Raw genomic sequence first — 23573 nt, forward strand, 5'->3', positions numbered from 1 at the left:
GCTTTATGCTGCTTTCGGAGTCAGTACAAAGGATCTTTCTCGGCGGACAGGATGGTAGGAGCTTTTTGCATGGGCAAGGCCCGGCTCATCCATATCGGATTCCTTGTTGATAAAATGAATATCCGGAGAAAACAGGCGTGCGCAGCATTCTTTGTCAAAATACTGATACAATCCCTTGATCGAGCCCAGAGCTTTTTCAAAATGCAGTACGCCCATGTCGGAAGTAAGACGATTGGCAATGCCAAAAGCAACCAGATTTCCGTCCAGAGAAAGCTTGAGTCCTTTGTAGTCGGTATGGTCAATCATTTCTATGGCATTGGCTGCGGCTATTTTCTCACAGGCCATATCGGTTTCCGGATCCCTGTCGCACTTTCTTTCCCTGCACCATTCCTCAAGAAAAGTAAGGCATTCCGGTATGTCTCCCGTGGTGATGGGCCGAATCTCAATTCGGTCTTCGCTGTAGGTGCGCTGAAACTGTGAAATGAGATTTCTTTTTTTAGCGTATTTTCTTCCCTTCAGTGTGGCAAGGTCTTCTTTGAGGTAGATATAGTCCGCATAGGCACTTTGTTCTTCAACAAGAAAAAAGGTTTCAAGGGCTTCTTTGCCTGTTTCCTTTATCCAGCTTTCCGGAGCAAACCAGAAGGCGGGGAAACGGGATTCTCTGCAGAGATCACGGAGTTCTTCCGGCTGCCATTTTTTCCCCTTGCCCAAGGGTAGAATCAAGTGTCGGAGCTCTGGCTGATGGGCATAGTCAGCTCCAATGATCAGGCTGTCCCGGCTGAAAGCGGCAACGGGATGATAGGCCTTTGTCTGCCATGAAAGCAGGGAGGGCAGGGAGTAGCTGCAAAGCGGGTAGGTTTGGTTTGTGAAGTAAGGTGAGAGTCTGTCATAGTCTTGTAAGGATATTGTCTGAAACTTCATTGTCTTCCTGAGTGGACCTTTACTGTAGTCCCATAAGTTGAAGGGTTTTTCCATGGAGCATGGGAAGGGCGCGGGGCATGATACCGAAACCCAGTTTTTCATAAAATGGGTGGGAACCCCTCTCGGCAATCAGGCCTATCCATTCGATTCCTTGCTGGGAAAGAAGGCGGCAGAGTTCGTTGACCATGTTTCTGCCAAGGCCTTTTGACCGGTAATCCCCATGAATGGTTACATCCTGAATATAGGCATCGCAGACACCATCGCTGATAGCCCTGCCCATACCGATAATATTGCCCTGCTCACGGACAGTTAAAAAAAGATGGCTGCCTGCAATGATGCGGGCAACCAGTTCGAGGTTATCAGGGCCCTGCCACCAGTTTTCAGCATGGTAGAGGGCAAGAATTTCCCGGCAGTCTTTCAGCTCGGGTTCCCGGAGGACCAGGAGTTCAGGCATTGTATACATTTCCTTTGATCATTGCTCAAGAGGCTTGTGATCTGATTACGCCCGTTGTTCTTGGAGCAGTACATGGCCATATCTGCACGTTGAATAAAGGTGACAACGGCTTCCTCTTCCATATACTCGGTTATGCCCACGCTCACAGTTATGGGAACAGGTTCAGAAGTTCCCGCTGGAAAAAACTGTGCAGAAAGAAGGCTTTCTTGTATGCGGTGTGCCACCACAAGGGCTTCTTCAGCGTCTGTTTCCGGAAGGAGTATGGTGAACTCTTCACCTCCGTATCTGTAGGCGGAATCCATGGAGCGAAGACTGTTGCGGATAATATCTCCCATGCGCATCAGAACCTGGTCTCCTTCCAGATGACCATAGGTATCATTATAAGTCTTGAAGTGGTCGATGTCGAGGAGCAGAAGGGATAATGGGTGATGATTTCTCCGGAACCGTTCCGCCTCTTTTGCAATGCGGGCATGAAAATGTCTGGAATTATAAAGACCTGTCAGCTCATCGGTAATGGAAAGCTCCTGGAGCTTTGCCAGCATGACTTCCCTTTCATGGGTCAGTTTTCGCTCCCGCAGTACCCGTTTAAGACGTAAAAGAATTTCTTCAAAACGGGCGGGTTTGAAAAGAATGTCACTGGCGCCGCGGCGTATGGCTTCCTCGTAGGAGTACTCTGCGCTGTAGCCTGTCATGATGATTACATCCGTATCGTAATTGTTGCGGATATAGTCCGTCAGTTCAAGGCCGGACATGCCTTCCATCATGATGTCTGTAATCACCACATCCACAGGCCCGAAGGTCTGAAGGTGTTCGATGGCCTCCTCTGCACTGGCTACGGAGGCGGTCTGGAAACCATCCATATTGATATAAGCTTCCATGGCGGATCGGATGGCATTGTCGTCGTCCACAACAAGAATTCGGGTCATGGGAGGCTTCCTTTAACCAGTGGATCGGAAACAGGTTACCGGGAGGATACCGGTGAATGGCAGAGTTACCTTATGGCTGACAGCTGCAGGAGGGCTGTCCGGATATTTCTTTTTCTATGTAAAGGAAAAGAAAGACTCTGTTTACAAGATAAAGACCCATTCTAACACAACAGCATGGAACGATGGAAGCATGAATCAGATATCTTTTTTTTATATGGGATTTTTATGTGGAGGGCATCCATGGGGATGGGGATGCAGGGAAAGGGCGGGTGCTGTCTCCCGGAGCCGGATAATGGCCCGGGAGCATAGAGATACTGTCATACTCAGGTTGCTTGGGCGAACCCTTTTTCAAAGGCAAGAATATTCATATCCACAAAGCTGGCTTTGGTTCGCGTACGGATGGCTTCGCGAACAGCTTCGGCTGTGATGGGGAGAACTCCTGTGGCTATAAGGGTACCCAGTAGAACCATGTTCAGACACATGGAATTACCGGCTTCTTCTGCAAGAGCTGTCGCATCAAATGCAATGAGGCGGCCTGTTTTGTCCCGGAGAATCGTAGTGACCTCGCTGATATCGGGATAGGTCCCCCGGCCGATAACAGCCGTAAAGGGAGGGAGGGGCCGGGTATTGGTGATGGCAACGGTTCGGGGATTGCACTTTTTCAGAGCCCGAAGGGCTTCGCAGGGTTCAAAGCTCACAAAAAGATCGGCTTCGCCGTCGGAAATGATGGTGGATCTGGCTTCACCGAAAACAAGGGCGGATTCCACCACGCCACCTCTCTGGGCCATACCGTGAATTTCACTCATGCGGACAGGTATGCCGGACATGAGAGCGGCTTCGCCAAGAACATGGGAGGCCAGCAGGTTGCCCTGACCACCAACTGCAACAATAATAAGACGTTTGGGTTCCATGGGTTCCCCTTATATGGAAGAGGACCGGGACTTCCCGGCCCGTAAACGTTGGTTTTAAAGGCTCTTGGCCGGAACAATGGCGTTTTCCGGACAGGCTTGGGCACAGAGCGCACATCCTACGCAGAGATGGGTATGGATGCGGGGCATTCCGTTTTCCAGGTAGAAGGCCGGGCATCCCAGAGCATCAATGCATTCTCTGTGATTTTTGCATTTTTCCGGGTTTACCTGAAAGGGTTTGCCTTTAAGCTGTTTGAGACTTTTGGCGTACAGCGCACATTTTTCCTTTGCGATAATGACCGATACCCCTTCAAATGCAAGGGATTCCCGTACGGCATCCATGGTTTTTCTGACATTGAAGGCCCGTACAACGGAAACATGCTTGACGCCCACGGCCCGCACAACGGCCTCAATGTCCACCGTATTATAATTTTCCATGGCAAGTTCTGTCATATCGACGCCGGGATTCGGCTGATGACCGGTCATGGCGGTTGTGCGGTTGTCGAGGATCACAAGGGTGAAGTTGTGATTGTTGAAAACCCCATTGATCAATCCGGAAAGGCCGGAGTGAAAGAAGGTGGAGTCTCCTACAAAAGCCACAACTTTTTTATCCGTTACGGTGGAGAAGCCACATGCTGTACCCGCTGAGGCACCCATGCAGATAACAAAGTCACCCATACCCAGAGGCGGCATAAAGCCTAAGGTATAGCAGCCGATATCCGAGGGGAAGATAACGTCCTGGCCTTCACAGGCTTTTTTGACGGCATAAAAGACGGACCTGTGAGAGCACCCGGCGCAAAGGGTGGGCGGCCGCATGGGAAGCGCGGGTGTTCCGGAAAGATCCGTAGCCGGGGCCGGTTCATGGGCAATACCGAAGAAGGAGGCCATGCAGTTGCGTACCATGGCCGGATCAAACTCATAGAGTCTTGAGAAAAGGGAGGGAGTTTTTCCTGCAATGGGGAGGGTGAGCCCCCCTTCCTGGGCAAAGGCTTTGACCGCCTCTTCCATAAAAGGTTCTCCCTCTTCAATGACAAGAACCTGATCGCATGAAGCCAGAAAGTTTTTGATCAGTTTTGCAGGCATCGGATTGGAGAAACCAAGGCGAAGGATGCGGATCCGGTCTTTCGCTTTCAGATCTCTTACGGCATCCACCGCATAGGTGTAGCTGACACCGTTGGCGATAATGCCGAGGTTGCCGCTGCCTTCCACAAAGTTGAAGGGAGAATTTTCTGCCATTTCCTGAGCCCTGTCCAGATCGGCCAGCAGTTTGACATGAAGACCTCTGGAAACGGCAGGAACGGTGACGCAGCGCATGGGTTCTTTGATGAATTCTCCTCTGGTTGTGCGGGGAGGCAGTTCACCCAGAGTGACAACGGCTGTGGAGTGGTTGATGCGGGTCGTGGTGCGGAACAGTACGGGTCTTTTTAGTTTTTCGGAAAGGGCAAAGGCTTCTTTGACCATTTCCTTGGCTTCTTCCACGGAAGAAGGTTCCATCATGGGTAGCCCGCCGAATTTGGCATAATAACGGTTATCCTGTTCATTTTGGCTGGAGAACATGAACGGGTCATCGGCCGTCAGGATAACAAGGCCAGCGGTAACTCCCACATAGGCAAGGCTCATGAGTACGTCGGCAGCCACATTGAGCCCTACATGTTTCATCATGCACATGCTGCGTACACCGCTGTTGGCAGCTGCGGCGGCTACTTCAAGGGAGACTTTTTCGTTGGTACTGTATTCAAAATAGAGGTCGCTTTCCCGTGACATCTGAAAAAAGTTGAGGGAAAGCTCCGAAGAGGGCGTGCCGGGATAGGTGGATGTAAAGGCCACACCGGCTTCCATGGCTCCCCGGGCAATGGCTTCATTTCCAAGAAGGAACATGGATTCGCCGGGTTTGTCAGTCAGAAGTTTGTGCATGGTCAATTCCTTGATGAAGATGGTGTTCAGGTCCCCATGGGTCTGAACATAAGGTAGGTTCGGCAGCAGGCGTTTCAGAGCGTGTCCGCCGGGTTCCGGATTTCTGTAAGATCGTTTCCAGTGCTGCAAATTCTTATACCAAGGCAGTTCAGGGTGTAAACACTTTTTATGATAACGCATCCTTGCTGAAGTCTTCTTTCTTCGGTGCTGGATGAGCAGGCTTTACAATACCGGGGGCCTTGATTATAAGGATGACTGTTCCGTTATGATGATGATTGCATGCTGTTTTTGAAAGGAGGGGAGTAGGATGGCAGATCAGAAAGTGACTCTTGTGCTGGCCACAGGTAATCCCGGCAAAACCCGTGAGATTATGTCCATGCTGGAGGGTTTTCCCGTTGATATTAAAAATCTTTCAGATTTCGGCCCCATCCCGGAAATAGTGGAAGATGGTGAGTCGTTTGATGCTAATGCGTATAAAAAGGCTGCCCTGACGGCCCGCTATCTGGGGCTGGCAACCCTGGCCGATGATTCGGGCCTCGTGGTGGAGGCCCTTGGTGGCAAGCCCGGTGTCCATTCGGCCCGTTATGCAGGAGAGGGGGCCAATGATGGGGAAAACAATGCAAAGCTTCTGGCGGCCATGGAAGGGAAAATCAGTAGAAAAGCTGCTTTTGAGTGCGTGATCTCCATCGCTGTGCCCACAGGCCAGGCCCTGACCTATGAAGGCCGCTGTGAGGGCGAAATTCTGCATGCGCCTGTGGGTCAGAAGGGCTTCGGTTATGATCCTCTTTTTTTCTGTCCGGAACTGGGGAAAAGTTTTGGTGAGGCGGATATGGAGGAAAAAAGCCGGGTTAGTCATCGTGGCCGGGCTCTGGGAGAGGTTCGTTCCGAATTTGAAAAGATTCTTCTCTGGCTGGAGCAGAATCTGCCCCGTTCTCAGCGTTTTGCCTGCGTCAGATCAAAGGAGGGAGGGCCGTGCTGAAAAATCTTGTGGCGCAAAGTCGTTCCGTGCGCCGTTTTGTGGAAAAAGAGGCGGTTGGCAGTCAGGTTCTGGCAGAACTGATTGATCTTGCCCGCCAGTCTCCTTCCGCAGGCAACCTGCAGAGGCTTCGTTTCCGACCGGTCAGGGAAGCAGGGGAAAGGGATGGGGTTTTTCAGGCCCTGGGTTGGGCGGCTTACCTGAAAGACTGGCAAGGACCGAAACCCGGTGAAAGGCCTGCCGCCTACATTGTGATCTGTGGCCCTGAAAAGGGCGGAGAGCATCTTTTCTGTGATATCGGCATTGCTGCGCAGACCATGGCCCTTGGTGCGGCTGAAAAAGGGCTGGGTGCCTGCATGCTGGCCAATATGGATAAGGAGGTTCTGCGCAGGGTTCTTGCCATCCCTGAGAGTCTGGATATCCTGCTGGTTCTGGCTCTTGGCGAGCCCGGAGAAAAGGTGGTGATGGAGGCCATGAAGCAGGACAGCTCCGTGCAATACTGGCGGGATGAAAAGGGCGTGCACCATGTTCCAAAACGACTTCTTTCCGATATCCTGATATCCTGACATTCGCTGCAGGAAAGGGGCCTTCATGATTGAGAAACGGAAAACAGATTCCTGGGGTGCCGCTTTCCGTGTGTATCGTCATCCTCGGGTGATGGGAATGCTGTTTTTGGGTTTTGCCGCAGGGCTTCCTCTCCTTCTGGTAGGGGGTACGTTTACTGCCTGGCTCAGGGATCTGGGGATCAGCCTGGCTGCCATAGGCTTTTTAAGTTGGGTTGGCATGGCCCATAGTCTGAAGATTTTATGGGCCCCTGTGGTGGACCGGATTCCGCTCCCCTTTCTGACCCGTCTTATGGGAAGGCGACGTTCCTGGATGTTTTTCGGACAGCTGCTTTTGTGTCTGTCCCTGGCCGGTATGGCCTTTACGGATCCCAGGACCCACCTGGCACTGGTGGCACTCTGGGCGGTAGCAGCCGGGTTTGCTTCGGCGACTCAGGATATTGCCATTGATGCCTATCGGATTGAGGCGGCGGCAAAGGAGTTGCAGGGTGCCATGGCAGCCAGCTATGTGTTGGGATACCGTGTGGCCCTTCTGGCCGCCGGGGCCGGAGCTCTTCATCTTGCTGCCAGTTTCAACTGGTCTGTGGCCTATGGAGGTATGGCCGTTCTGATGGGGGTGGGAATTCTCACTACACTGATGATTGAGGAACCCGATGTCTTTGTGGATGAAGAGACTTTGCGTCTGGAAAAGGAGGTTGCTGCCTTTCGGAACGGAGAGGGGCGATCCCGGCTTCATACCTTCCGGCTCTGGTTTGTTGGAGCCATTATCGGCCCTTTTGCGGATTTTTGGCAACGTTTTCGTATGACAGGGTTTCTGATTCTTCTTTTTATTGGCTTGTTCCGTATCAGTGATATTTTCATGGGGGTTATGGCCAACCCCTTTTATCTGGATCTGGGATTCACCAAAACTCAGATCGGTAATGTCGCCGCTGCCTTTGGTCTGGCCATGACCCTTACGGGTGCGGCTGTGGGGGGCGTACTGGTGGTTCGATTCGGTATCATGCGCATGCTGATAGCCACCACCGTGCTGGCACCGCTGACCAACCTGACGTTTTCCTGGCTGGCCCTTCTGGGACCGGAGCTGTACGGTCTTGTGGTGGCCATTATGGCAGATAATATCAGCGCGGGTATGGCAGTTGCCGTTTTTATTGCCTACCTTTCCAGCCTTACCAATACGGCCTATACGGCCACACAATATGCCCTTTTCAGTTCCATCATGACCCTTCCCGGACAGTTTCTTGCCGGATTTACGGGGATTCTTGTGGAGCAAACCAGCTGGTTTTTGTTTTTTATCTCATCAGCCCTCATCGGCCTCCCTGCTGTGCTGCTGGCCATTCTGGTGGCCCGCTATGCCAATCCGGATACCCTGCAGCAGCCGGGGCATCAGAAAACCGTCTGAACCGTATCTACTCCAAAGAGGTACCAAGGAATGACATCATCATACCTATCCACCCATGAACAGCGTCTTATGGCCCTTAGGATCAAACGACAGCACCTGGAAAATCTTTCCGGGGAAGAAGCTCTTGAAATGCTTCTCTCAGATCCCGAGTCTTTGCCTCTGGTGCATTCTTTTCCTGAAGAGGATTTTTTTCTTCTCATGCATCGTATCGGGCCGGATGATTTTGCCCCCGTTCTGGCCATGGCATCGGATAAACAATGGCATTTTATATTGGATCAGGAATGCTGGGTAAGGGATCTTCCCGCCTATGGTGCCATGGGTATCTGGTTTATGCGTTTTTTTCTGGCGGCTCCCCGGCGTTTTGTCCAATTCCTTCTGGAGGAGGAAGGGGACCTCATGGATGCCTGGCTTTTCCGGAATGTGGAGGTGCGTCTCCGGGAGCACGATGAGGATCCGTCTGACTTCGGGGATGGCTTTTCCACCATGGACGATGTTTTGTATTTTCGTATGCGTCCTCTGGCAGTAGACACGGATTACAGGCCGGAAGAAAAGGATGCGAGGGAAGAGGCGCTGGGGGTTTTTTTCCGGCATCTGGCGGACATTTCCCATCCTCTTTTTTTCCGTGTTCTTCAGGAAATGGCCTGGTCCATTCCGGCAGAACTGGAGGAAAGCTCCCTGCGCTGGCGAAGAGTGCGTATGGCGGAGAAGGGTTTTATTCCCAAAGAAGAGGCGGTGGCCCTGTTTCAACCCCTTGGGGATGGGGAACTGGAAACCCTTGGCAGAAAGGGCCGTACCCGTTCATCATCTGATTGGAAATTTGCCGTTCCTGAACAGGGCTTACGCATGGCATCGTCGGATGTTCGTTTTTCCGAGGCTGTAGCACTCATGGACAGTGAGGAGGGACTCACGGAGCTGCAGCTTGAACTGGCGGATCTTTGCAATCGTTTTATTGCAGCAAAGGGAAAAGTTCTCCGTTCCCGTGAAGAGATCGACGCTGCAGGACGGATGGTGATGGGCTATGTACGGGTAGGGATTGGCCGGATTACGGGGCAGCATGAGCCTGATGCGGGAACTGTTTCAACTGTATTGAAACAATACCGGATGGATGCGGTTTTCCGGGCGGGCTTCGGACCTGTGATGCGGCTGAAGTGGAAAATCGAAGGCTGGTGGGAAAAGGCATGGTTCCGCAGAAGTGGCCTGTCCCTTTCTTTCTGGGAAGAGGAAGGCATGGGGCTTTTGGGGGGACTTCTCCTCGATTTGCCCCTTCGTTTTGATGCCTCTCTTAGCACGGGTAGCTATTATCTGCCCTTTGCTTCCGACACAGAGATTGCAGAGGGGGAAGAGGCAGTGGACGACATCATGGCTCTGGACGATGTGCTGGCCCTTCTTGGCCTCAGGGAGGTGGATAGCATGGGGCGTCTTCTGACATGGAAAAATCTTCTGTTGACCCTGTGGGCAAACGATAGCCTGGGGGACGACCGGGAACAAGGGAAGTTGATTCCCCTGCACGAGGAAAGGTTCCGCTTGTTTCTGAAAGGTATTTCTATGGGGAAAGGGGGAGGAGGGTCTCCGGGCATGGACCGCAAGAATAATTTTCTCGCCTGGCTTGCGGGCCGGACCGGATTGGATGCTGCTGCTCTGGCGGATCGCATCGGTCCTGCTCTGGAAACTCTTTTCGGGGAGCTGGAAGGGGAAATGGGGCAGATGAATCCTGCCGATCTGGATTGTCGTTACATTGAGCTTTTCCTTCTCCGTCCTGCATGAAAACAGGGCTGTCATTGCAGGGCGGGAGAAGACTTCATTCTGATCTGAGCAGTTTGCGGATATGCCAGACAAGGTCTGCGGTGGTGAAGGGTTTGCTCAGAAAGGCCGTAACCCCTGCCTCAAAAGCGGCTTTTTTCTGGCTTTCCAGGGTTTCTGTGGAAACCATGAGAATGGGGAATTCTTGTCCCAGCTCTTCCCTGACCAGACGCGTCAATTCGATGCCGTTTTTGTTGGGCATATTCAGATCGGTTAACAGAAGCGCGAACCGTGAGGGGTCTGGCTGAATTCTTGCCAGGGCATTGAGACCGTCCCTTGCTGTTTCAACGGTATATCCATACTGGGGCAGCAGGGTCTCATAAAATCGTCTCATGGTAGGGGAGTCGTCTGTAACGAGAATGCGGGGGCGTTCTGCCGGAATTTCGTCGATGGCTTTGCGGAGTATATGCTCGCAGCCCTGGCGTGTGGCGGAATGGGGAATGCTGGAACAGGCTTCAAGAAAGCGGTGGAGCAGACGGGTATTGCGACTCTCTGCCGCGGTTTTGATGATGGACAGGGTGAGTTTGCGGTCTTCCGAAAGCCCGATGAAAAGGGCTGTAGCCTGCATGGCTGCCATGGCGGCAATCAGGGTGGAACTGCGATGGGGGTGGGCGAGCAGAGCCTGACGGACGGCCCTTGCACCTGTTTTCGGGTGCTGGAGGTTGAGACCGGTGATGGCAGCGCAGACCACATCCGCATTGGTGTCTTCCAGTGCCGCACTTAAGGGGAGAAAGGTTTTTTCCGAGGGAATTCTGCCAAGGGCCTCGCAGGCGGAAAAGCGGACATTGGCATCTTTGTGTCGTAGCTGGATGCACAGGCTGTCAATGGCTTCCGTGAGTCCCGTATACCCCAGAATAAGGCAGCCAATCACCCGGCCGGGGGTGCTGGCTGTTTTCATGGCTTGAATAATGGGCTGAATGGCCTTCTCACCCCCCCGGACCAGCAGGGTTGCCACCTCTTTGCGTACAACGGCATCGTCCGGGTGCAGATGCGCTGCCAGCGCTGTATAACCTTCAGGTGTTCCTGCTGCGGCCAGGGCATTGGCCGCGTTCACTGCCCGTATACCTTCCGGGTGCTCAATGAGATCTGACAGCAGTGCAATGCTGTCGTTGTCTCTATGGATAGCCCCGAGGCATTCAATGGCCGCAAGGGCACGGAGCGTATCCTCTCCCAGGGCTTCTTTGTGGAGCACCCTTCTGACCATAGCATCGGGGAAATGGCCCAGAGCGCGGATCAGTATTTCGCCCTCTTCCGAATTGTCTGTGTCAGTAAGAAGATGCATAAGAATCGGAAGGGCTTTGTTCAGACGGATACTTCCGGCAGTCCGGGCGCAGATGCGTCGGGTACGGTATCCTCCCTGTTCCAGTCCCAGAAGAATCAGTTCTGGAGAAGAGTTGAGGAGAACCTGCACTTTTTCCGTAAGAAGAGGCAATATGGCTGTATCGGCTTTTCTATCATCCAGGTACTGAAAAAGCTCCGGGAGGAGGATGGGGGCATTCCGGGGTGTGAGGGTGTCGAGCCATGGAATCATATCCATGAAATCCGTGGGAATACCCGGAGAGTAGGCATGTATCTTTTCCGGGTGGTCAAGATGGGCTAGCAGATGGGCAAGGGCACGGGGAGCAACGGGTGTTTTGAGAAAAAGACGGGTCGCTTTGCCCGGCTCTCTGCCTATATGAATGTTTTGGGTATTGCCGGGAAGAGCTGCGGGTAGCTCATGGCCAGGGCCTGAAAAGATAATAGGGGCATCGGCAGTAGTCTGGTTCCGGTATGCGGACGGTGAAAAAGGGGCCGGTGAATAGCCCAGTTTTTTCAGCCAGAGGCTGAGGTGTTCTCTTCCGAGAGGGCTTTCCCAGAATATATGGACCTTAGGCTCCTGCATGAAGGCTCCGGTGGATTGATTTCCGAATGGTTTGTTCCTGTATATGAAAGATATATGGTGCCATAACGGATATGTCTGTTTCTGCTGGAAAAATCAAATATTATCAGGGCTATGTCATCATTGCCAGGAGCTTTGGAAGGAGTCTGCCCGCCTGTCCCTGAAGAAGTCCATCGGAATGAAGGGTAAGGGATGTTGGTTCCGGGTTGATTTCAATGATACGGGCCCCGGCTGCTTTGGCCATATGGGGTAGTTCCGCTGCCGGCCAGACTTCGGCGGATGTTCCCACCACAAGCATCAGATCGCATGACAGGGTAAGCTCTCTGGCTTTGATCATGGTTTCTTCAGGAATATTTTCTCCAAAAAAGACGCAGTCGGGGCGAAGTACACCTCCGCATGCACAGAGGGGCGGCAGCTGCGTAAGGGAGAGTTGCTGAATGCCAAGGGTCCGGTCGCATTTCGTGCAGCGAATCTTTGCAAAACTTCCGTGGAACTCCACAACGCAGCGGTTACCGGCAGCCTGATGAAGGCCATCGATATTTTGGGTGATGATACCTTGCAGCCTTCCCGTTTGTTCCAGCTGAAAAAGTGCTTCGTGGGCTGGGTTAGGTCTGGCCTTATCCAGCGTGTCTTTCATGGTGCGGAGCAGAATATCCCAGACCCTGGCAGGGTCTTTCCGAAAGGACCGGATATGAGCGAATTCCATGGGGTTCATGGTTTCCCATAGCCCTCCTTTCCCACGAAAGGGAGGAATGCCACTTTCAACGGAAATACCCGCTCCGGTCAGGGCCACAATGCGATGGCTCCGGTTTGTAATGGCAAAAACCTCTTCCATGGAAAGGTTCATGGTGCTTCCTTGCTGTTATGTGAAAAATTTCGTTGGATTCAGAGATAAAAGTGCATATCTGCCGCAACGGCAAAGCATTCAAGGCTTGAGTTGTGTCGACGGATATGGTCGCACGCATTTCTGACCATTCTGTCAACATCCGTATCTGACCGGTCCTGATTATGATGGAAAAAACCCAGTCGCCGGACTCCGCTTTCCATAGCCAGACGTACAACATCCATATACGAGGAATGACCCCATAGGATTTTGGTTCCATATTCATCGGGTGTATATTCCGCATCATGGATCAGAAGATCCGCCCCCCTACAGAAATCCCTGTAGTCTTCAAAGGTAAGACCTTCTGCATGGCGATGGCCTAGCTCATTGTCTGTCAGAAAAACAAAGCTTTTCTCGTTTTCCGTAAAACGATATCCGCATCCGCCATTGGGATGATTGAGTCTGATGGGGGTAATGCGCATGCTTCCGAGAAAGAATGGGTCCGGGCACCCGTTTTTGAAGCTAATTTTTGCCTTAAGATCCGAATAGTTGATGGGAAAGTTGGGAGGTGTCATGACTCTGGTGATCATGGATTCCGCATACCCTTCTGAAGATGGACAGCGAAAAACCCGGATGGTGGTGCCCTCTGTAAATATGGGTCTGAAAAAGGGAAAACCCATCAGATGATCCCAGTGGGCGTGGGTGAAAAGAAGATGGTAATGGAGCCGGCCTTCTTTCAGGAGCTGGTTGCCCAGGCGGCGGATGCCTGTCCCGGCATCCACGATCAGGATGTGATCATCCGAAGTGCGGATTTCCATACAGGCCGTGTCCCCGCCATAGCGGTTGTACGGAGGCCCGGAAACAGGAATGGAACCGCGTGCTCCCCAGCACTTCACATACATATGCGCCTCTTCTGGGGTTACGGTGGAAGTTGACGGATGGCCGAAGGGGCCGGAATATCTCTGGAACTGATAGATCTGTCGTGTGGATCTGTGGCCGTATTTACGATTGTTTTCCGAAGGCGCGAACGAAAAAAGAAGGAAGGGCTTCAGCCATTCGGAATCCTTTTACTTTTTTAACTGCAGTGAAGCAGATATGGGCCACTACATGGGCTATACTTGTCTGAAATAGGCCATGGTGTCAATGGGATTTGCATGGAAGGAGCTGGTTCCGGCACTCTCTGTTGCAAGGGAAGATGTTTTCATGTAAAAACCCGTTCTGTTTTTTTGCAATAATCTTGCAAGAGGGTTCTTTTTTGAAGCCACATTACAGGGAACAGGAATGAAATGAAAAAAATACGGGCTCTGGGCCTCTCTTCTGGTGGACTTGACAGTATTCTTGCTGCCCTTGTTTTACGGCAGCAGGGCATAGAAGTGGTCTGGGCAGCATTTGAAACCCCCTTTTTTGATGCAACTAATGCACGTAAAGCTTCCGATAAGTACGAGATCCCTCTGTTGGTTAAAGAGATTACACAGCACTACCTCCCTATGTTGAAGCAGCCTGAAGGAGGGTATGGCAGGGCTATGAACCCCTGTAAGGACTGCCACTCTCTGATGTTTCGGGAAGCGGGGGTTCTTATGGAAAAGGAAGGTTTTGATTTTCTTTTCAGCGGTGAAGTCTCCGGGCAGCGACCCATGTCCCAGACTTCATCGGCTCTGCGCTATGTGGAAAAACGATCCGGTTATGAGGGCCGGATTCTCAGGCCCCTTTCCGCACGGATTCTTCCGGAAACACCTGTGGAGCAACAGAAACTTGTGGATCGAGACCGCCTGTTTGGTTTTCAGGGACGGGGTCGGAAACAGCAGCTGGCTCTTGCAAAGGAGCTGGGGGTAAGGGATTTTCCGGCACCTGCAGGTGGTTGCCTTCTGACGGATCTGAATTTTGGCAGAAAACTGAAAGATCTTCTGGAACATCACCGTGATGTGGATGCTCTGGACTGCCACCTGCTGAAGGGAGGGCGTCATTTTCGGCTTGATCCCCAAAGTAAGCTGATTGTTGGAAGGACGGCAAAGGACAACGAACTGTTGCAGAGATATATAGATAAAGACCGTCACTGCCGTATCCGGACGGTGAATGTTCCCGGGCCTCTTGGTGTTATTTGCGGCCCTGCTGACAGCCATACGCGTCACCTTGCAGCAGGCATTGTGGCGGGGTACACGAAGGCCACCGATCTGGAGACGGTGACCCTGCGTTTTGATGGGGGGGGGCAGAGGGAACAGCTTGAAGCTTTACCCCTGCGGAGCTCCCGGATCCGGGAGCTCATGATCTGATTCTCTTTTTCCGGCCAGTTGCCCGCAGGCGGCTCCTATATCTTCTCCTTTGCTCCAGCGGATAATGGCGGTATATCCCTTATCGAGAAGAATTTTCAGAAAGGCATGAATATGGATTTCCGGCGGCCGTTCAAAGGTGGAGCCCGGATGTTCATTAAAGGGAATGAGATTGATTTTTGCCTTGATACCGTTGAGAATCCTGGCAAGTCTGCGGGCATCCTGAAGGGAATCGTTGATACCTTTGATAAGAATATATTCAAAGGTGATTTTCTGTCGTGGTGCCAGAGGGTAGCGGCGGCAGGCTTCGATCAGGTCTTCCAGAGAGTAGGTTCTGCTGACGGGCATGAGCATTTCCCGCGTCTTGTTCTCTGTGGCATTCAGTGATATAGCCAGATTAATCTGTGCGTCACGGCCCAGATCCTGGAGTCTGGGGAGAATGCCGGAGGTGGAGACCGTAACCCTTCGGCGGGAAAGTTTGAGCCCGCAGTCGCCGTCCGTAAGGATACGGATGGCTTTAATCACATTATTGTAGTTGGCTAAGGGTTCTCCCATGCCCATAAAAACCACATTGGATAGTCTGGTATCTTTGTCGCTATTGTTTTTCAGGGCTTCCTGCTGAATGATATGGCGGATATCCCGAACCTGAGCTACAATTTCTCCTGTGGTGAGGTTTCGGGTGAAACCTCCTCTGGCTGTCATGCAGAACCGACAGTTCTGGGCGCAGCCGACCTGAGAGGAGATGCACAGGGTCTGGTGGTCTTTTTCAGGAATGAGAACGGACTCAATCAGGTTGTCGTCTTCCAGGCGGAAAACAAATTTTCTGGAACCGTCTCTGGAGAGAGCCGTCTGATGAATATGGAGGCGTTTGAGGCGGAAGATATGGTTGAGTTCTTCCCTTAGCAGTTTGCCCACATCGGTCATGGATGCAAAGGTGTCTGCCTGATGAAGGTAAAGCCATTTGTGGATTTGATTGGCCCTGAAGGCCTGCATCCCCTTTGACATGAAGTATTCCCGGAGTTCGGGAAGGGTGAAGTCAAGAATGTCTGGATGGATAGTTTCTTTTTTTGTCATGTCCCGAATCTTTGGTTTTCTTTTGGGCGCTGGCACGAGCTTTGCCTAATTTCGGTTGACTTATCACCTTTTGCCCGTTAAATTCAAGCTTTTGATTGAACCCTTTGGATGGCTTTTCATGTTTGACAGTTTAAACGAAAGACTCGGCAGCGTTTTCAAGGCCCTCAAGGGCAGGGGAAAGCTGACTGAAGCCCACATTGAAGAAGGCATGAAAGAGGTGCGCATGGCACTTCTGGAAGCCGATGTCCACTACCGTGTGGTCAAGCAGTTTGTGGCTGATGTGAAGGCCCGCTCTCTGGGGCAGGAAGTAATGGCGAGCCTGACTCCGGGGCAACAGGTTGTCAAGATTGTCTATGAAGAGCTTACCCGGCTCATGGGTGATGCGAGCGTTCCTCTGGATCTTTCCGGGCCAAAGCCTGCCGTTATCATGCTGGTGGGGTTGCAGGGTGCCGGTAAAACCACTACGGCTGGCAAGCTTGCAATGTATCTGCGCAAAGAGGGAAAGAAACCCTATCTTGTACCTGCGGATATTTATCGTCCGGCAGCCATTGAACAGCTTCAGAAGCTGGCCGGAGAAACAGGCTTTCCTGTTTATCCTTCCGATCCTGGCAGCGATCCGGTGGATATATGTCTGGCAGCCCGTGAGGAGGCGCGTCGGCAGAGCTGTGATGTGTTGCTTGTGGATACGGCGGGTCGTCTTCACGTTGATGAAACCCTGATGGCAGAACTGGTCCGTATACGGGATATAATGACGCCATCGGATATTCTTCTGGTGGCCGATGCCATGACAGGTCAGGATGCCGTAAAGATGGCTTCGGCCTTTGACCATGATCTGGGTATCGGCGGGATTGTTCTCACCAAGACCGATGGTGATGCCCGAGGTGGTGCGGCTCTTTCCATTCGTTCCGTAACCGGACGGCCCGTAAAGTTTGTGGGGACGGGAGAAAAAATTTCTGCTCTGGACCTTTTTCATCCTGACCGTATGGCTTCCCGTATTCTGGGCATGGGAGACACTCTGTCTCTTATCGAAAAAGCCCAGGAGATGGTGGATGAAAAACAGGCTGCTGATCTGGAGCGTAAGCTAAGAAAAAACGAGTTTACCCTTGAAGATTTCCGGGATCAGCTGCGACAGGTTCGCAAAATGGGTCCCATAGGAGATCTTCTGAAAATGTTGCCTGGTGTGAATGAAAAGGCTCTGGGCAAAATGAACATCGATGAGAGGGAGCTGGTGAGGGTTGAGGCGATTATCAACTCCATGACGCCGGAAGAACGCAGGCGTCATGCCATCATTAACGGTTCCCGAAGAAAACGTATTGCCCGGGGCAGTGGCACCCGGGTTCAGGACGTGAATCAGCTTTTGAAAAACTACACCCAGACCATGAAAATGGTTAAAAAACTGAACAAGGGTGGTTTAAAGGGCATGCGCGGCATGCGTGGCATGCTTCCCTTCTAAAAAGATCGTTGCAAGGAGACTGAAAAAGATGGCTGTAAAAATCAGACTGACCCGGATGGGCACCAAGAAAAAACCTTTCTACCGCATTGTGGTTGCGGATTCCGAAGCCCGCCGTGATGGTCGCTTTATCGAAATCGTGGGTACTTATAATCCCCTGCGGGACCCTGCTGAAATTACAGTAAAGGATGAGCGGGTGCGTTATTGGCTTGGAGAAGGTGCCGTCCCTTCCGATACGGTGCGGAGCATCCTGAAAAAAAATGGTGTCACGGAGCCTGCTTCTGCATGACGGCTTGTGATTTGTTCTGGCCTTCCTCTGTTCCAACTTTGGTACTGCAAGGAGATGCGCGATGAAAGAGCTGATCGATTATATCGCCAAAGCTTTGGTAGATCATCCGGACCAGGTCGTGGTTTCTGAAGTTGAGGGAAATCAGACATCCGTACTGGAACTTAAGGTGGCCAAAGAAGACCTGGGGAAGGTCATTGGAAAACAGGGGCGGACGGCGCGTGCCATGCGGACTATTCTGAGTGCGGCATCGGCTAAGGTCAAAAAGCGAACTGTCCTTGAGATTATTGAATAGGTGGCGGGCGAGAAGGGTTACCGGGAAATCGGGAATCCTTTTTCGGATAAAAGGATTCCATGAAGCTTGTACGGATAGGAAAGATTGTGGGTACCCATGGTCTGGCGGGAAATCTGAAGGTGTATTCTGACGCCGCATCCCTTTCTGTATACACGGATTGTGGGCCTCTCCATATTCGGGAAAAACAAGGTGTGGAGCCGAACAGGCCCTTTCGGGCAAAGCAGGTGCATGTCCATAAGGGGCCTGTGCTTTTGTTGCGTTTTGAGGGTATTGAAAGTCATGAGGCGGCGCAGTCTCTGGTAGGCGGTGTGATTTGTGCGGACAGGGATCGTTTTCCGGAACCCGAAGAGGGATCATATTACTGGAGTGATCTTATCGGCCTTGAAGTCCGAACTCATGAAGGCGAAGTGCTGGGTCATATCCGGGGAATTATGGAAACCGGCTCCTATGATCTTCTGGATGTGGCGGGCAAGGGTCGTGAATATTTAGTTCCGGCCAATCCGGATTGGATTTGTTCTGTGCTGCCTGAAGATGGTTATCTGGTAGTGAGGCTTCCGGAAGGATTTTTGGATCTGTGAATACGGACAGGCTGTGCCGGAGTTTTGCTGCCCTGACTATTTTTCCGGAAATGTTCGATGCATTCTGGGCAACGGGAATGGTCAGACGGGCAATACAGGGAACTTACATCGAGGGAAAGGCTGTGGATCTCAGGATGTTTGCTGAAGGGGTCCACAAAACCACCGATGATAAGCCCTACGGTGGCGGGTGTGGCATGGTGATGAAGCCTGAACCGCTGATGCGGGGCATCCGGCACCTGAGGGAAGAAATTCCCGGAGCGCCAGTCGTCATCATGAGCCCTCAGGGCAAACCATTCACACAGGCTGTGGCGGAATCCCTTTCCCGGGAAAGGGGCATGATACTGGTTTGCGGGCGTTATGAGGGGATGGATGAGCGTGTTTGTATGCAGGCAGACATGGAGGTTTCCATCGGCGACTATGTCCTGACCGGTGGAGAGCTGCCAGCCATGGTAGTTATGGATGCGGTGACCCGTCTTATACCCGGTGTGCTGGGAGGAGATGAGTCTGCTGAAAAAGAGTCTTTTTCAGAAGGATTGATTGAATGTGCTCACTACACCCGCCCGCCTGAGTACGAGGGGGAACAGGTGCCTGAAGTGCTTCTTTCGGGCCATCATAAGGCCATCGAATCCTGGCGTTTGGAATCTTCCCTGAAGCGGACCTTTCTGAAGCGCCCTGACCTGATGGTTGACAGAAACTTTACCAGGGAGGAGCGTGTTCTTCTCCATAAATGGAGCCGGGAGCTTGCACGTTTTGCCGAATCCTGAACTGTATATGGCCCTTGTGCATTTTCCCGTAATTAATAAGAACGGGGAGACCATTGCATCAGCGGTAACCAATCTGGATCTTCATGATATGGCCCGTTCCTGCCGTACCTATGGTGTAAGAGGTCTGTTTGTGGTAACACCTCTGGAGGATCAGAAACGCCTCGTGGAGCGTATATCGGGCCACTGGACTGCCGGTTTGGGAGCGCGGCATAACCCGGACAGAAAAGAGGCTTTTTCGTTGATCCGGCTTAGTCATGATCTGGAAGAGGCTGTTCTGGCAGTTGAAAAAATCCATGGACAGCAACCCATTGTGGTTGTGACAACGGCAAAATTCAGTGAAAATGCCATATCTCATGAAGCTCTGAGGGAAATACTTGCCGGGGGGCAACCCTGTCTTCTGGTGTTCGGGACTGCATGGGGACTTGCAGAGTCCCTTTTGCTGTCTGCGGATAAGGTTCTTGAACCAGTCCGGGGGACGGCATCATATAATCACCTTTCGGTACGTTCCGCCGCAGCCATTCTTCTGGATCGCTTGGTTGGACATGGGCTGGAAGGAAGATAAGACAATTAACGGATGCGGAACAGAGCCGCAAAGCTGGGAGAATCAAATGAATATTATTGAAAAAATGGAACAGGAAAGCATGCGCCTTGATCTGCCTGCCTTCGGTGCGGGTGATACGGTGAATGTTCATGTTAAAATCAAGGAAGGTGACAAGCAGCGCATTCAGATTTTTAAGGGTGTGGTGATCTGTCGCAAGAGAGGCGATCTGCCTCAGGCCTCTTTTACTGTCCGCAAAATTTCCGGTGGTGTTGGAGTGGAACGCGTTTTTCCCCTGCACTCGCCCATCATAGATAAAATCGAAGTCGTGACACGTGGTCGTGTTCGCCGCGCAAAGATTTACTATCTGCGGAATCTTCGGGGTAAAGCTGCCCGTATCAAGGAAAAAGGGGCGTACTGATCTTCCCCTTCCCCTGCCGGTTCGTTCCCGCAAAAATCGGCAGGGGGGGATAGAAAGACATATGGTTACTTTTGAAACCTTATACAGACAAAAAGGTTATTCATGCATCGCAGGCGTGGATGAGGCCGGCAGGGGTCCCCTGGCCGGCCCCGTTGTTTCAGCAGCTGTTGTCCTGAAACCGGACTTTGTTCTCCCAGGGCTGAATGACTCGAAAAAGCTCAGTGAATCACGGCGGAGAAAACTGTATGCATGTATCCGGAACCAGAGTCTGGGCATTGGGGTGGGGATTGTTGGGCCGGATCGGATTGATGAGATTAATATTCATCAGGCTTCCCTTGAGTCCATGGTGCTGGCGGTGAAAAAGCTGGCTTTTGAGCCTGATTTTTTGCTGATTGACGGAAAATTCACCCTGCTCCTGCCTGTGGATCAGCAGGCTGTTGTAGGTGGTGATGGGAAATCTGCAAGCATAGCTGCTGCGTCTGTCATTGCTAAAGTTACAAGGGATGCCATGATGGAGAAGCTCGGTCAGCAGTATCCCGGCTATGGGTTTGAGTTCCATAAGGGGTACCCTACCCCGTATCACAAGGAAGCTATTGAACGTCTGGGTGTCCTGTCCATCCACCGGCGTTCGTTCAGGGGTGTGAAGGAGTTTGTTTCATGAGCGGTCGTCTTTCCCTTTTTAGGGGGCGTTCTGCAGAATCCTGTGCCTGTGTTTTCCTTGAACAGCTTGGGCTGCGTATTCTTGCCAGAAACTTCCGGAGTCGTTTCGGTGAAATTGATATCATTGCTCAGGAAGGAGATACCCTTGTCTTTACAGAGGTGAAGACCCGTGGCGTATTCTGTATGGGCTCGGCTTTTGAGGCGGTTAACCGGAGCAAACAGCAAAAAATTATCCGCACTGCCCTTTTATTTCTCAGCCGAAGCGATCTGGATGATCTTTATATTCGTTTTGACGTGATTGCCGTGGATGCCAATGGAAAATGTTCCCGTTTATGTGATGCCTTCGGTCCCGATGACGGAGATTGTTAAACCCGGTTATCTGTATGTGGTGGCCACACCCATCGGTAACCTTGGTGATATTACTTTGAGGGCCCTTCAGATCCTCGGAAGTGTGGATCGGGTGGCAGCGGAGGATACCCGGACTACGGCAAGGCTCCTTGCCCATTTTGGTATTCATAAACCTCTGATTTCACTTCATGAACATAATGAAAGTCGCAGGCTGGAAAGCATTGTGCAGGCCCTGAGGCAGGGAGAGTCTCTGGCTCTTGTTTCCGATGCGGGAACGCCAACACTTTCGGATCCTGGGTTTGTTCTGGCTCGCAGGGTGATATCCGAGGGTCTTCCCCTTGTGCCCATTCCCGGCGCATCGGCTGCCATGGCTCTGATGTCCGTTGCAGGTCTTCCAACGGATACCTTTACCTTCTGCGGATTTCCTCCAAAGAAAGCTGGGCGCAGACGCAGATGGATTGAGGGTTTTGCCGGTTCTGTTTCTCCTTTGATTTTTTATGTTTCCCCTCACAGCATTACGGGTTTTCTTGGCGAGCTGCGGGATGTTCTCGGAGACCGCCAGGCCGTTCTGGGCCGGGAAATGACGAAGATGTTTGAAGAGTTTTTGCGGGGGTCCCTGTCAGAGCTGGAAGACCGTCTTTCTGAAAGGGACCGCATCCGTGGGGAATGTTCTTTGATGGTGGCAGGTGCAGAAGAAGGTTGCTTGTCAGGCGAAATTTCTGGGGAAATCAAAGCAGAGGATGTGGATAGGGCGATTACCAAAAATCTGGCTGAAAGCCAGGTCAAACCTTCCGCACTTGCCAAAAGGCTTTCCCGTGAACTGGGAATGGACCGGCAGTATCTTTATGCGAGAATTCTGTCTGTCAAAGGGGAGGATGGCTGATCTCTTGTGTTTGTCTGTCAGCGTAATGCAGCCAGGAGTCAGTTCATGAGCTTTGTTTTTTAGGGCAGGCCTGAAAAAATAATAGGTTTCTTGAGAGCATTTCGATCTTATTGGTGTTTTTTTCTTTGGAAGAGAAGACCGGCATCCCGGTAGTATGAAGGGATGCCGGTCATTTTTTATCTGTAAAGATTTATTTTAAAAAGGAGTAGGGATATTTTGTGTGGTCTTCATATTTATCCTGGATGATGGCCACCACGTCTTCAACAAACACAAGTTCTTCATTGGTGGGGATCATGAATACTTTGACCTTGGAGTCAGGTGTGGAGATTTCTGTCTCACCATGCTTGCTGAAGGTGCCCATGTTCTTTTCTTTGTCAATTTTGATGCCGAAGAATTCAAGGCCTTCAAGGGTTTTCTGGCGGATGAGTCCTGAGTTTTCTCCCACACCTGCGGTAAAGACAATGGCATCAACCTGGCCAAGGGCAAAAGCATATTCGCCAGCGCACTTGCGCAGTTTGTAAGCTTCCATTTCAATGGCCAGCTTACACCGGGCATCGCCTTCATTGGCGGCATCCTCAACATCTCTGCGGTCCGTAAATTTTCCGGTAATGCCAAGAATGCCGGATTTTTTGTTGAGCAGATTGTCCATGTAGCGGGGGCCAACATCAAGCCGTTGCATCATGAACATGGGAATGGCAGGATCGATGTCGCCACAACGGGTTCCCATGACGGCGCCTGCAAGGGGGGTAAAGCCCATGGTGGTGTCAATGGAGAGGCCTTTTTTTATGGCGGCACAGGAAACACCATTTCCGATGTGCAGGGTGATAATGTTGCATTCAGCGGCGCTTTTTCCAAGAAGTGACGCAGCCCTTTTGGATACATAAAGGTGGCTGGTACCATGAAAACCATACCGGCGTACGGCAAAATCTTTATACCATTCATAAGGAAGGGGATAGAGATAGGCATGCTCCGGCATGCTCTGATGGAATGCTGTGTCAAAGATAGCCACATGGGGAATTTTTGGCATGGCTGCACGGCCTGCACGGATACCTACAAGGTTGGCGGGATTGTGCAGAGGGGCAAGGTGTGTGACGGCAGCAATGTGATTGATTACGTCATCGGTAATGAGAACGCTCTGCTTGAAGTGTTCGCCACCGTGAACGACCCGGTGGCCAACTGCAGATATTTCCTCCATGTTTTCAATGACTTTGCCTTCTCCGGTTGTCAGGGCATTGATAATCCATTGAATGGCTGTTTCGTGATTATCGATGGCATATTTAATTTTTTTCTTGAAGTCCTTTGCAGGAACTTTGTGATCAATAAAAGAATCTCCAATGCCAATGCGTTCAACAACACCATTGGCAATGACATCTTTATTGGTCCAGTCAAAAAGTTGATATTTAAGCGAGGAGCTTCCGCAGTTTAATGCAAGAATTTTCATGGGAA

The 23573-nt window shown here is 51.6% G+C and carries 25 protein-coding genes; 15 read left to right on the top strand and 10 right to left on the bottom strand.

The annotated features are described in order from the left end of the window. Nucleotides 1-3: 3 nt before the first annotated feature. From OOT00_RS11000 to iorA, 5 genes are all read right to left on the bottom strand, one after another. Nucleotides 4-921, bottom strand: a complete 918-nt coding sequence (locus OOT00_RS11000) for a DUF2156 domain-containing protein (protein WP_265425427.1) — start codon at nucleotides 919-921, stop codon at nucleotides 4-6. A 19-nt stretch (nucleotides 922-940) separates the two neighbouring features. Continuing rightward, entirely contained in the window at nucleotides 941-1375 is a 435-nt protein-coding gene (locus OOT00_RS11005; protein WP_265425428.1) for a GNAT family N-acetyltransferase, read from the bottom strand. After that, nucleotides 1339-2301, bottom strand: coding sequence for a GGDEF domain-containing response regulator (locus tag OOT00_RS11010; RefSeq protein WP_265425429.1), 963 nt, complete (start codon nucleotides 2299-2301; stop codon nucleotides 1339-1341). Before OOT00_RS11010 ends, OOT00_RS11005 begins: the two co-directional genes overlap by 37 nt. Nucleotides 2302-2624: 323 nt before the next feature. After that, the gene (locus tag OOT00_RS11015; protein ID WP_265425430.1) at nucleotides 2625-3212 is read right to left on the bottom strand and encodes an indolepyruvate oxidoreductase subunit beta; all 588 of its coding nucleotides are present in this window, start codon (nucleotides 3210-3212) and stop codon (nucleotides 2625-2627) included. Between the two features lie 54 nt (nucleotides 3213-3266). Then, nucleotides 3267-5123 carry an indolepyruvate ferredoxin oxidoreductase subunit alpha gene (gene iorA, locus OOT00_RS11020; RefSeq protein ID WP_265425431.1) on the bottom strand — a complete coding sequence of 619 codons (1857 nt, stop codon included), beginning with the start codon at nucleotides 5121-5123 and terminating at the stop codon, nucleotides 3267-3269. A 307-nt stretch (nucleotides 5124-5430) separates the two neighbouring features. On the opposite strand from iorA, the gene OOT00_RS11025 reads away from it, so the two are divergent. From OOT00_RS11025 to OOT00_RS11040, 4 genes are read left to right on the top strand one after another with little or no spacing between them, the layout of a single operon-like run. Continuing rightward, nucleotides 5431-6102: an XTP/dITP diphosphatase gene (locus OOT00_RS11025; protein WP_265425432.1), complete on the top strand. Its 672-nt coding sequence runs from the start codon at nucleotides 5431-5433 to the stop codon at nucleotides 6100-6102. Further along, nucleotides 6096-6665: a nitroreductase family protein gene (locus tag OOT00_RS11030; RefSeq protein WP_265425433.1), complete on the top strand. Its 570-nt coding sequence runs from the start codon at nucleotides 6096-6098 to the stop codon at nucleotides 6663-6665. The genes OOT00_RS11025 and OOT00_RS11030 overlap by 7 nt, the downstream gene beginning before the upstream one ends. 25 nt (nucleotides 6666-6690) lie before the next feature. Beyond that, on the top strand, nucleotides 6691-8061 hold the full coding sequence (locus OOT00_RS11035; RefSeq protein ID WP_265425434.1) for an AmpG family muropeptide MFS transporter: 1371 nt from the start codon (nucleotides 6691-6693) through the stop codon (nucleotides 8059-8061). Between the two features lie 30 nt (nucleotides 8062-8091). Then, the gene (locus OOT00_RS11040) at nucleotides 8092-9825 is read left to right on the top strand and encodes a DUF6178 family protein (RefSeq protein WP_265425435.1); all 1734 of its coding nucleotides are present in this window, start codon (nucleotides 8092-8094) and stop codon (nucleotides 9823-9825) included. Nucleotides 9826-9859: 34 nt separating this feature from the next. Here the strand turns inward: OOT00_RS11040 and OOT00_RS11045 are convergent, their stop codons facing one another. From OOT00_RS11045 to OOT00_RS11055, 3 genes are all read right to left on the bottom strand, one after another. Further along, entirely contained in the window at nucleotides 9860-11743 is a 1884-nt protein-coding gene (locus tag OOT00_RS11045; protein ID WP_265425436.1) for a response regulator, read from the bottom strand. A 109-nt stretch (nucleotides 11744-11852) separates the two neighbouring features. Beyond that, a complete protein-coding gene (locus OOT00_RS11050) occupies nucleotides 11853-12587 on the bottom strand; it encodes an SIR2 family NAD-dependent protein deacylase (protein ID WP_265425437.1) in 735 nt (244 codons plus the stop codon). A gap of 38 nt (nucleotides 12588-12625) precedes the next feature. Beyond that, nucleotides 12626-13465, bottom strand: a complete 840-nt coding sequence (locus OOT00_RS11055; protein WP_265425438.1) for an MBL fold metallo-hydrolase — start codon at nucleotides 13463-13465, stop codon at nucleotides 12626-12628. A 384-nt stretch (nucleotides 13466-13849) separates the two neighbouring features. Between OOT00_RS11055 and OOT00_RS11060 the strand changes: the two genes are divergently transcribed. Further along, nucleotides 13850-14833, top strand: a complete 984-nt coding sequence (locus OOT00_RS11060) for a tRNA 4-thiouridine(8) synthase ThiI (protein ID WP_265425439.1) — start codon at nucleotides 13850-13852, stop codon at nucleotides 14831-14833. Here the strand turns inward: OOT00_RS11060 and rlmN are convergent. Beyond that, the gene (rlmN, locus tag OOT00_RS11065) at nucleotides 14792-15904 is read right to left on the bottom strand and encodes a dual-specificity RNA methyltransferase RlmN (RefSeq protein WP_265425440.1); all 1113 of its coding nucleotides are present in this window, start codon (nucleotides 15902-15904) and stop codon (nucleotides 14792-14794) included. The genes OOT00_RS11060 and rlmN overlap by 42 nt on opposite strands. 118 nt (nucleotides 15905-16022) lie before the next feature. Here rlmN and ffh point away from each other — a divergent pair, with 118 nt between their 5' ends. From ffh to rsmI, 10 genes are all read left to right on the top strand, one after another. After that, nucleotides 16023-17357 carry a signal recognition particle protein gene (gene ffh / locus OOT00_RS11070; protein ID WP_265425441.1) on the top strand — a complete coding sequence of 445 codons (1335 nt, stop codon included), beginning with the start codon at nucleotides 16023-16025 and terminating at the stop codon, nucleotides 17355-17357. Between the two features lie 28 nt (nucleotides 17358-17385). Next, nucleotides 17386-17643 carry a 30S ribosomal protein S16 gene (gene rpsP, locus OOT00_RS11075; RefSeq protein ID WP_265425442.1) on the top strand — a complete coding sequence of 86 codons (258 nt, stop codon included), beginning with the start codon at nucleotides 17386-17388 and terminating at the stop codon, nucleotides 17641-17643. Between the two features lie 61 nt (nucleotides 17644-17704). Continuing rightward, nucleotides 17705-17935: a KH domain-containing protein gene (locus tag OOT00_RS11080; RefSeq protein WP_265425443.1), complete on the top strand. Its 231-nt coding sequence runs from the start codon at nucleotides 17705-17707 to the stop codon at nucleotides 17933-17935. 59 nt (nucleotides 17936-17994) lie between these two features. Continuing rightward, nucleotides 17995-18513, top strand: coding sequence for a ribosome maturation factor RimM (rimM, locus tag OOT00_RS11085; RefSeq protein WP_265425444.1), 519 nt, complete (start codon nucleotides 17995-17997; stop codon nucleotides 18511-18513). Next, on the top strand, nucleotides 18510-19277 hold the full coding sequence (gene trmD / locus OOT00_RS11090; protein WP_265425445.1) for a tRNA (guanosine(37)-N1)-methyltransferase TrmD: 768 nt from the start codon (nucleotides 18510-18512) through the stop codon (nucleotides 19275-19277). The genes rimM and trmD overlap by 4 nt, the downstream gene beginning before the upstream one ends. Then, complete coding sequence (locus OOT00_RS11095; protein WP_265425446.1) at nucleotides 19255-19839, top strand: RNA methyltransferase; 585 nt, start codon at nucleotides 19255-19257, stop codon at nucleotides 19837-19839. The genes trmD and OOT00_RS11095 overlap by 23 nt, the downstream gene beginning before the upstream one ends. A gap of 46 nt (nucleotides 19840-19885) precedes the next feature. Then, nucleotides 19886-20236 carry a 50S ribosomal protein L19 gene (gene rplS / locus OOT00_RS11100; protein ID WP_265425447.1) on the top strand — a complete coding sequence of 117 codons (351 nt, stop codon included), beginning with the start codon at nucleotides 19886-19888 and terminating at the stop codon, nucleotides 20234-20236. A gap of 61 nt (nucleotides 20237-20297) precedes the next feature. Continuing rightward, nucleotides 20298-20897 carry a ribonuclease HII gene (rnhB, locus tag OOT00_RS11105; protein WP_265425448.1) on the top strand — a complete coding sequence of 200 codons (600 nt, stop codon included), beginning with the start codon at nucleotides 20298-20300 and terminating at the stop codon, nucleotides 20895-20897. Then, a complete protein-coding gene (locus OOT00_RS11110) occupies nucleotides 20894-21265 on the top strand; it encodes a YraN family protein (RefSeq protein ID WP_265425449.1) in 372 nt (123 codons plus the stop codon). The genes rnhB and OOT00_RS11110 overlap by 4 nt, the downstream gene beginning before the upstream one ends. Continuing rightward, nucleotides 21210-22127, top strand: coding sequence for a 16S rRNA (cytidine(1402)-2'-O)-methyltransferase (rsmI, locus tag OOT00_RS11115; protein ID WP_265425450.1), 918 nt, complete (start codon nucleotides 21210-21212; stop codon nucleotides 22125-22127). The genes OOT00_RS11110 and rsmI overlap by 56 nt, the downstream gene beginning before the upstream one ends. A gap of 190 nt (nucleotides 22128-22317) precedes the next feature. On the opposite strand, the gene OOT00_RS11120 is transcribed toward rsmI, so the two are convergent. Beyond that, nucleotides 22318-23568: an acetate kinase gene (locus tag OOT00_RS11120; RefSeq protein WP_265425451.1), complete on the bottom strand. Its 1251-nt coding sequence runs from the start codon at nucleotides 23566-23568 to the stop codon at nucleotides 22318-22320. Between the last annotated feature and the right edge of the window lie 5 nt (nucleotides 23569-23573).

This window comes from Desulfobotulus pelophilus (genome assembly GCF_026155325.1).
GTDB classification, from domain to species: domain Bacteria; phylum Desulfobacterota; class Desulfobacteria; order Desulfobacterales; family ASO4-4; genus Desulfobotulus; species Desulfobotulus pelophilus.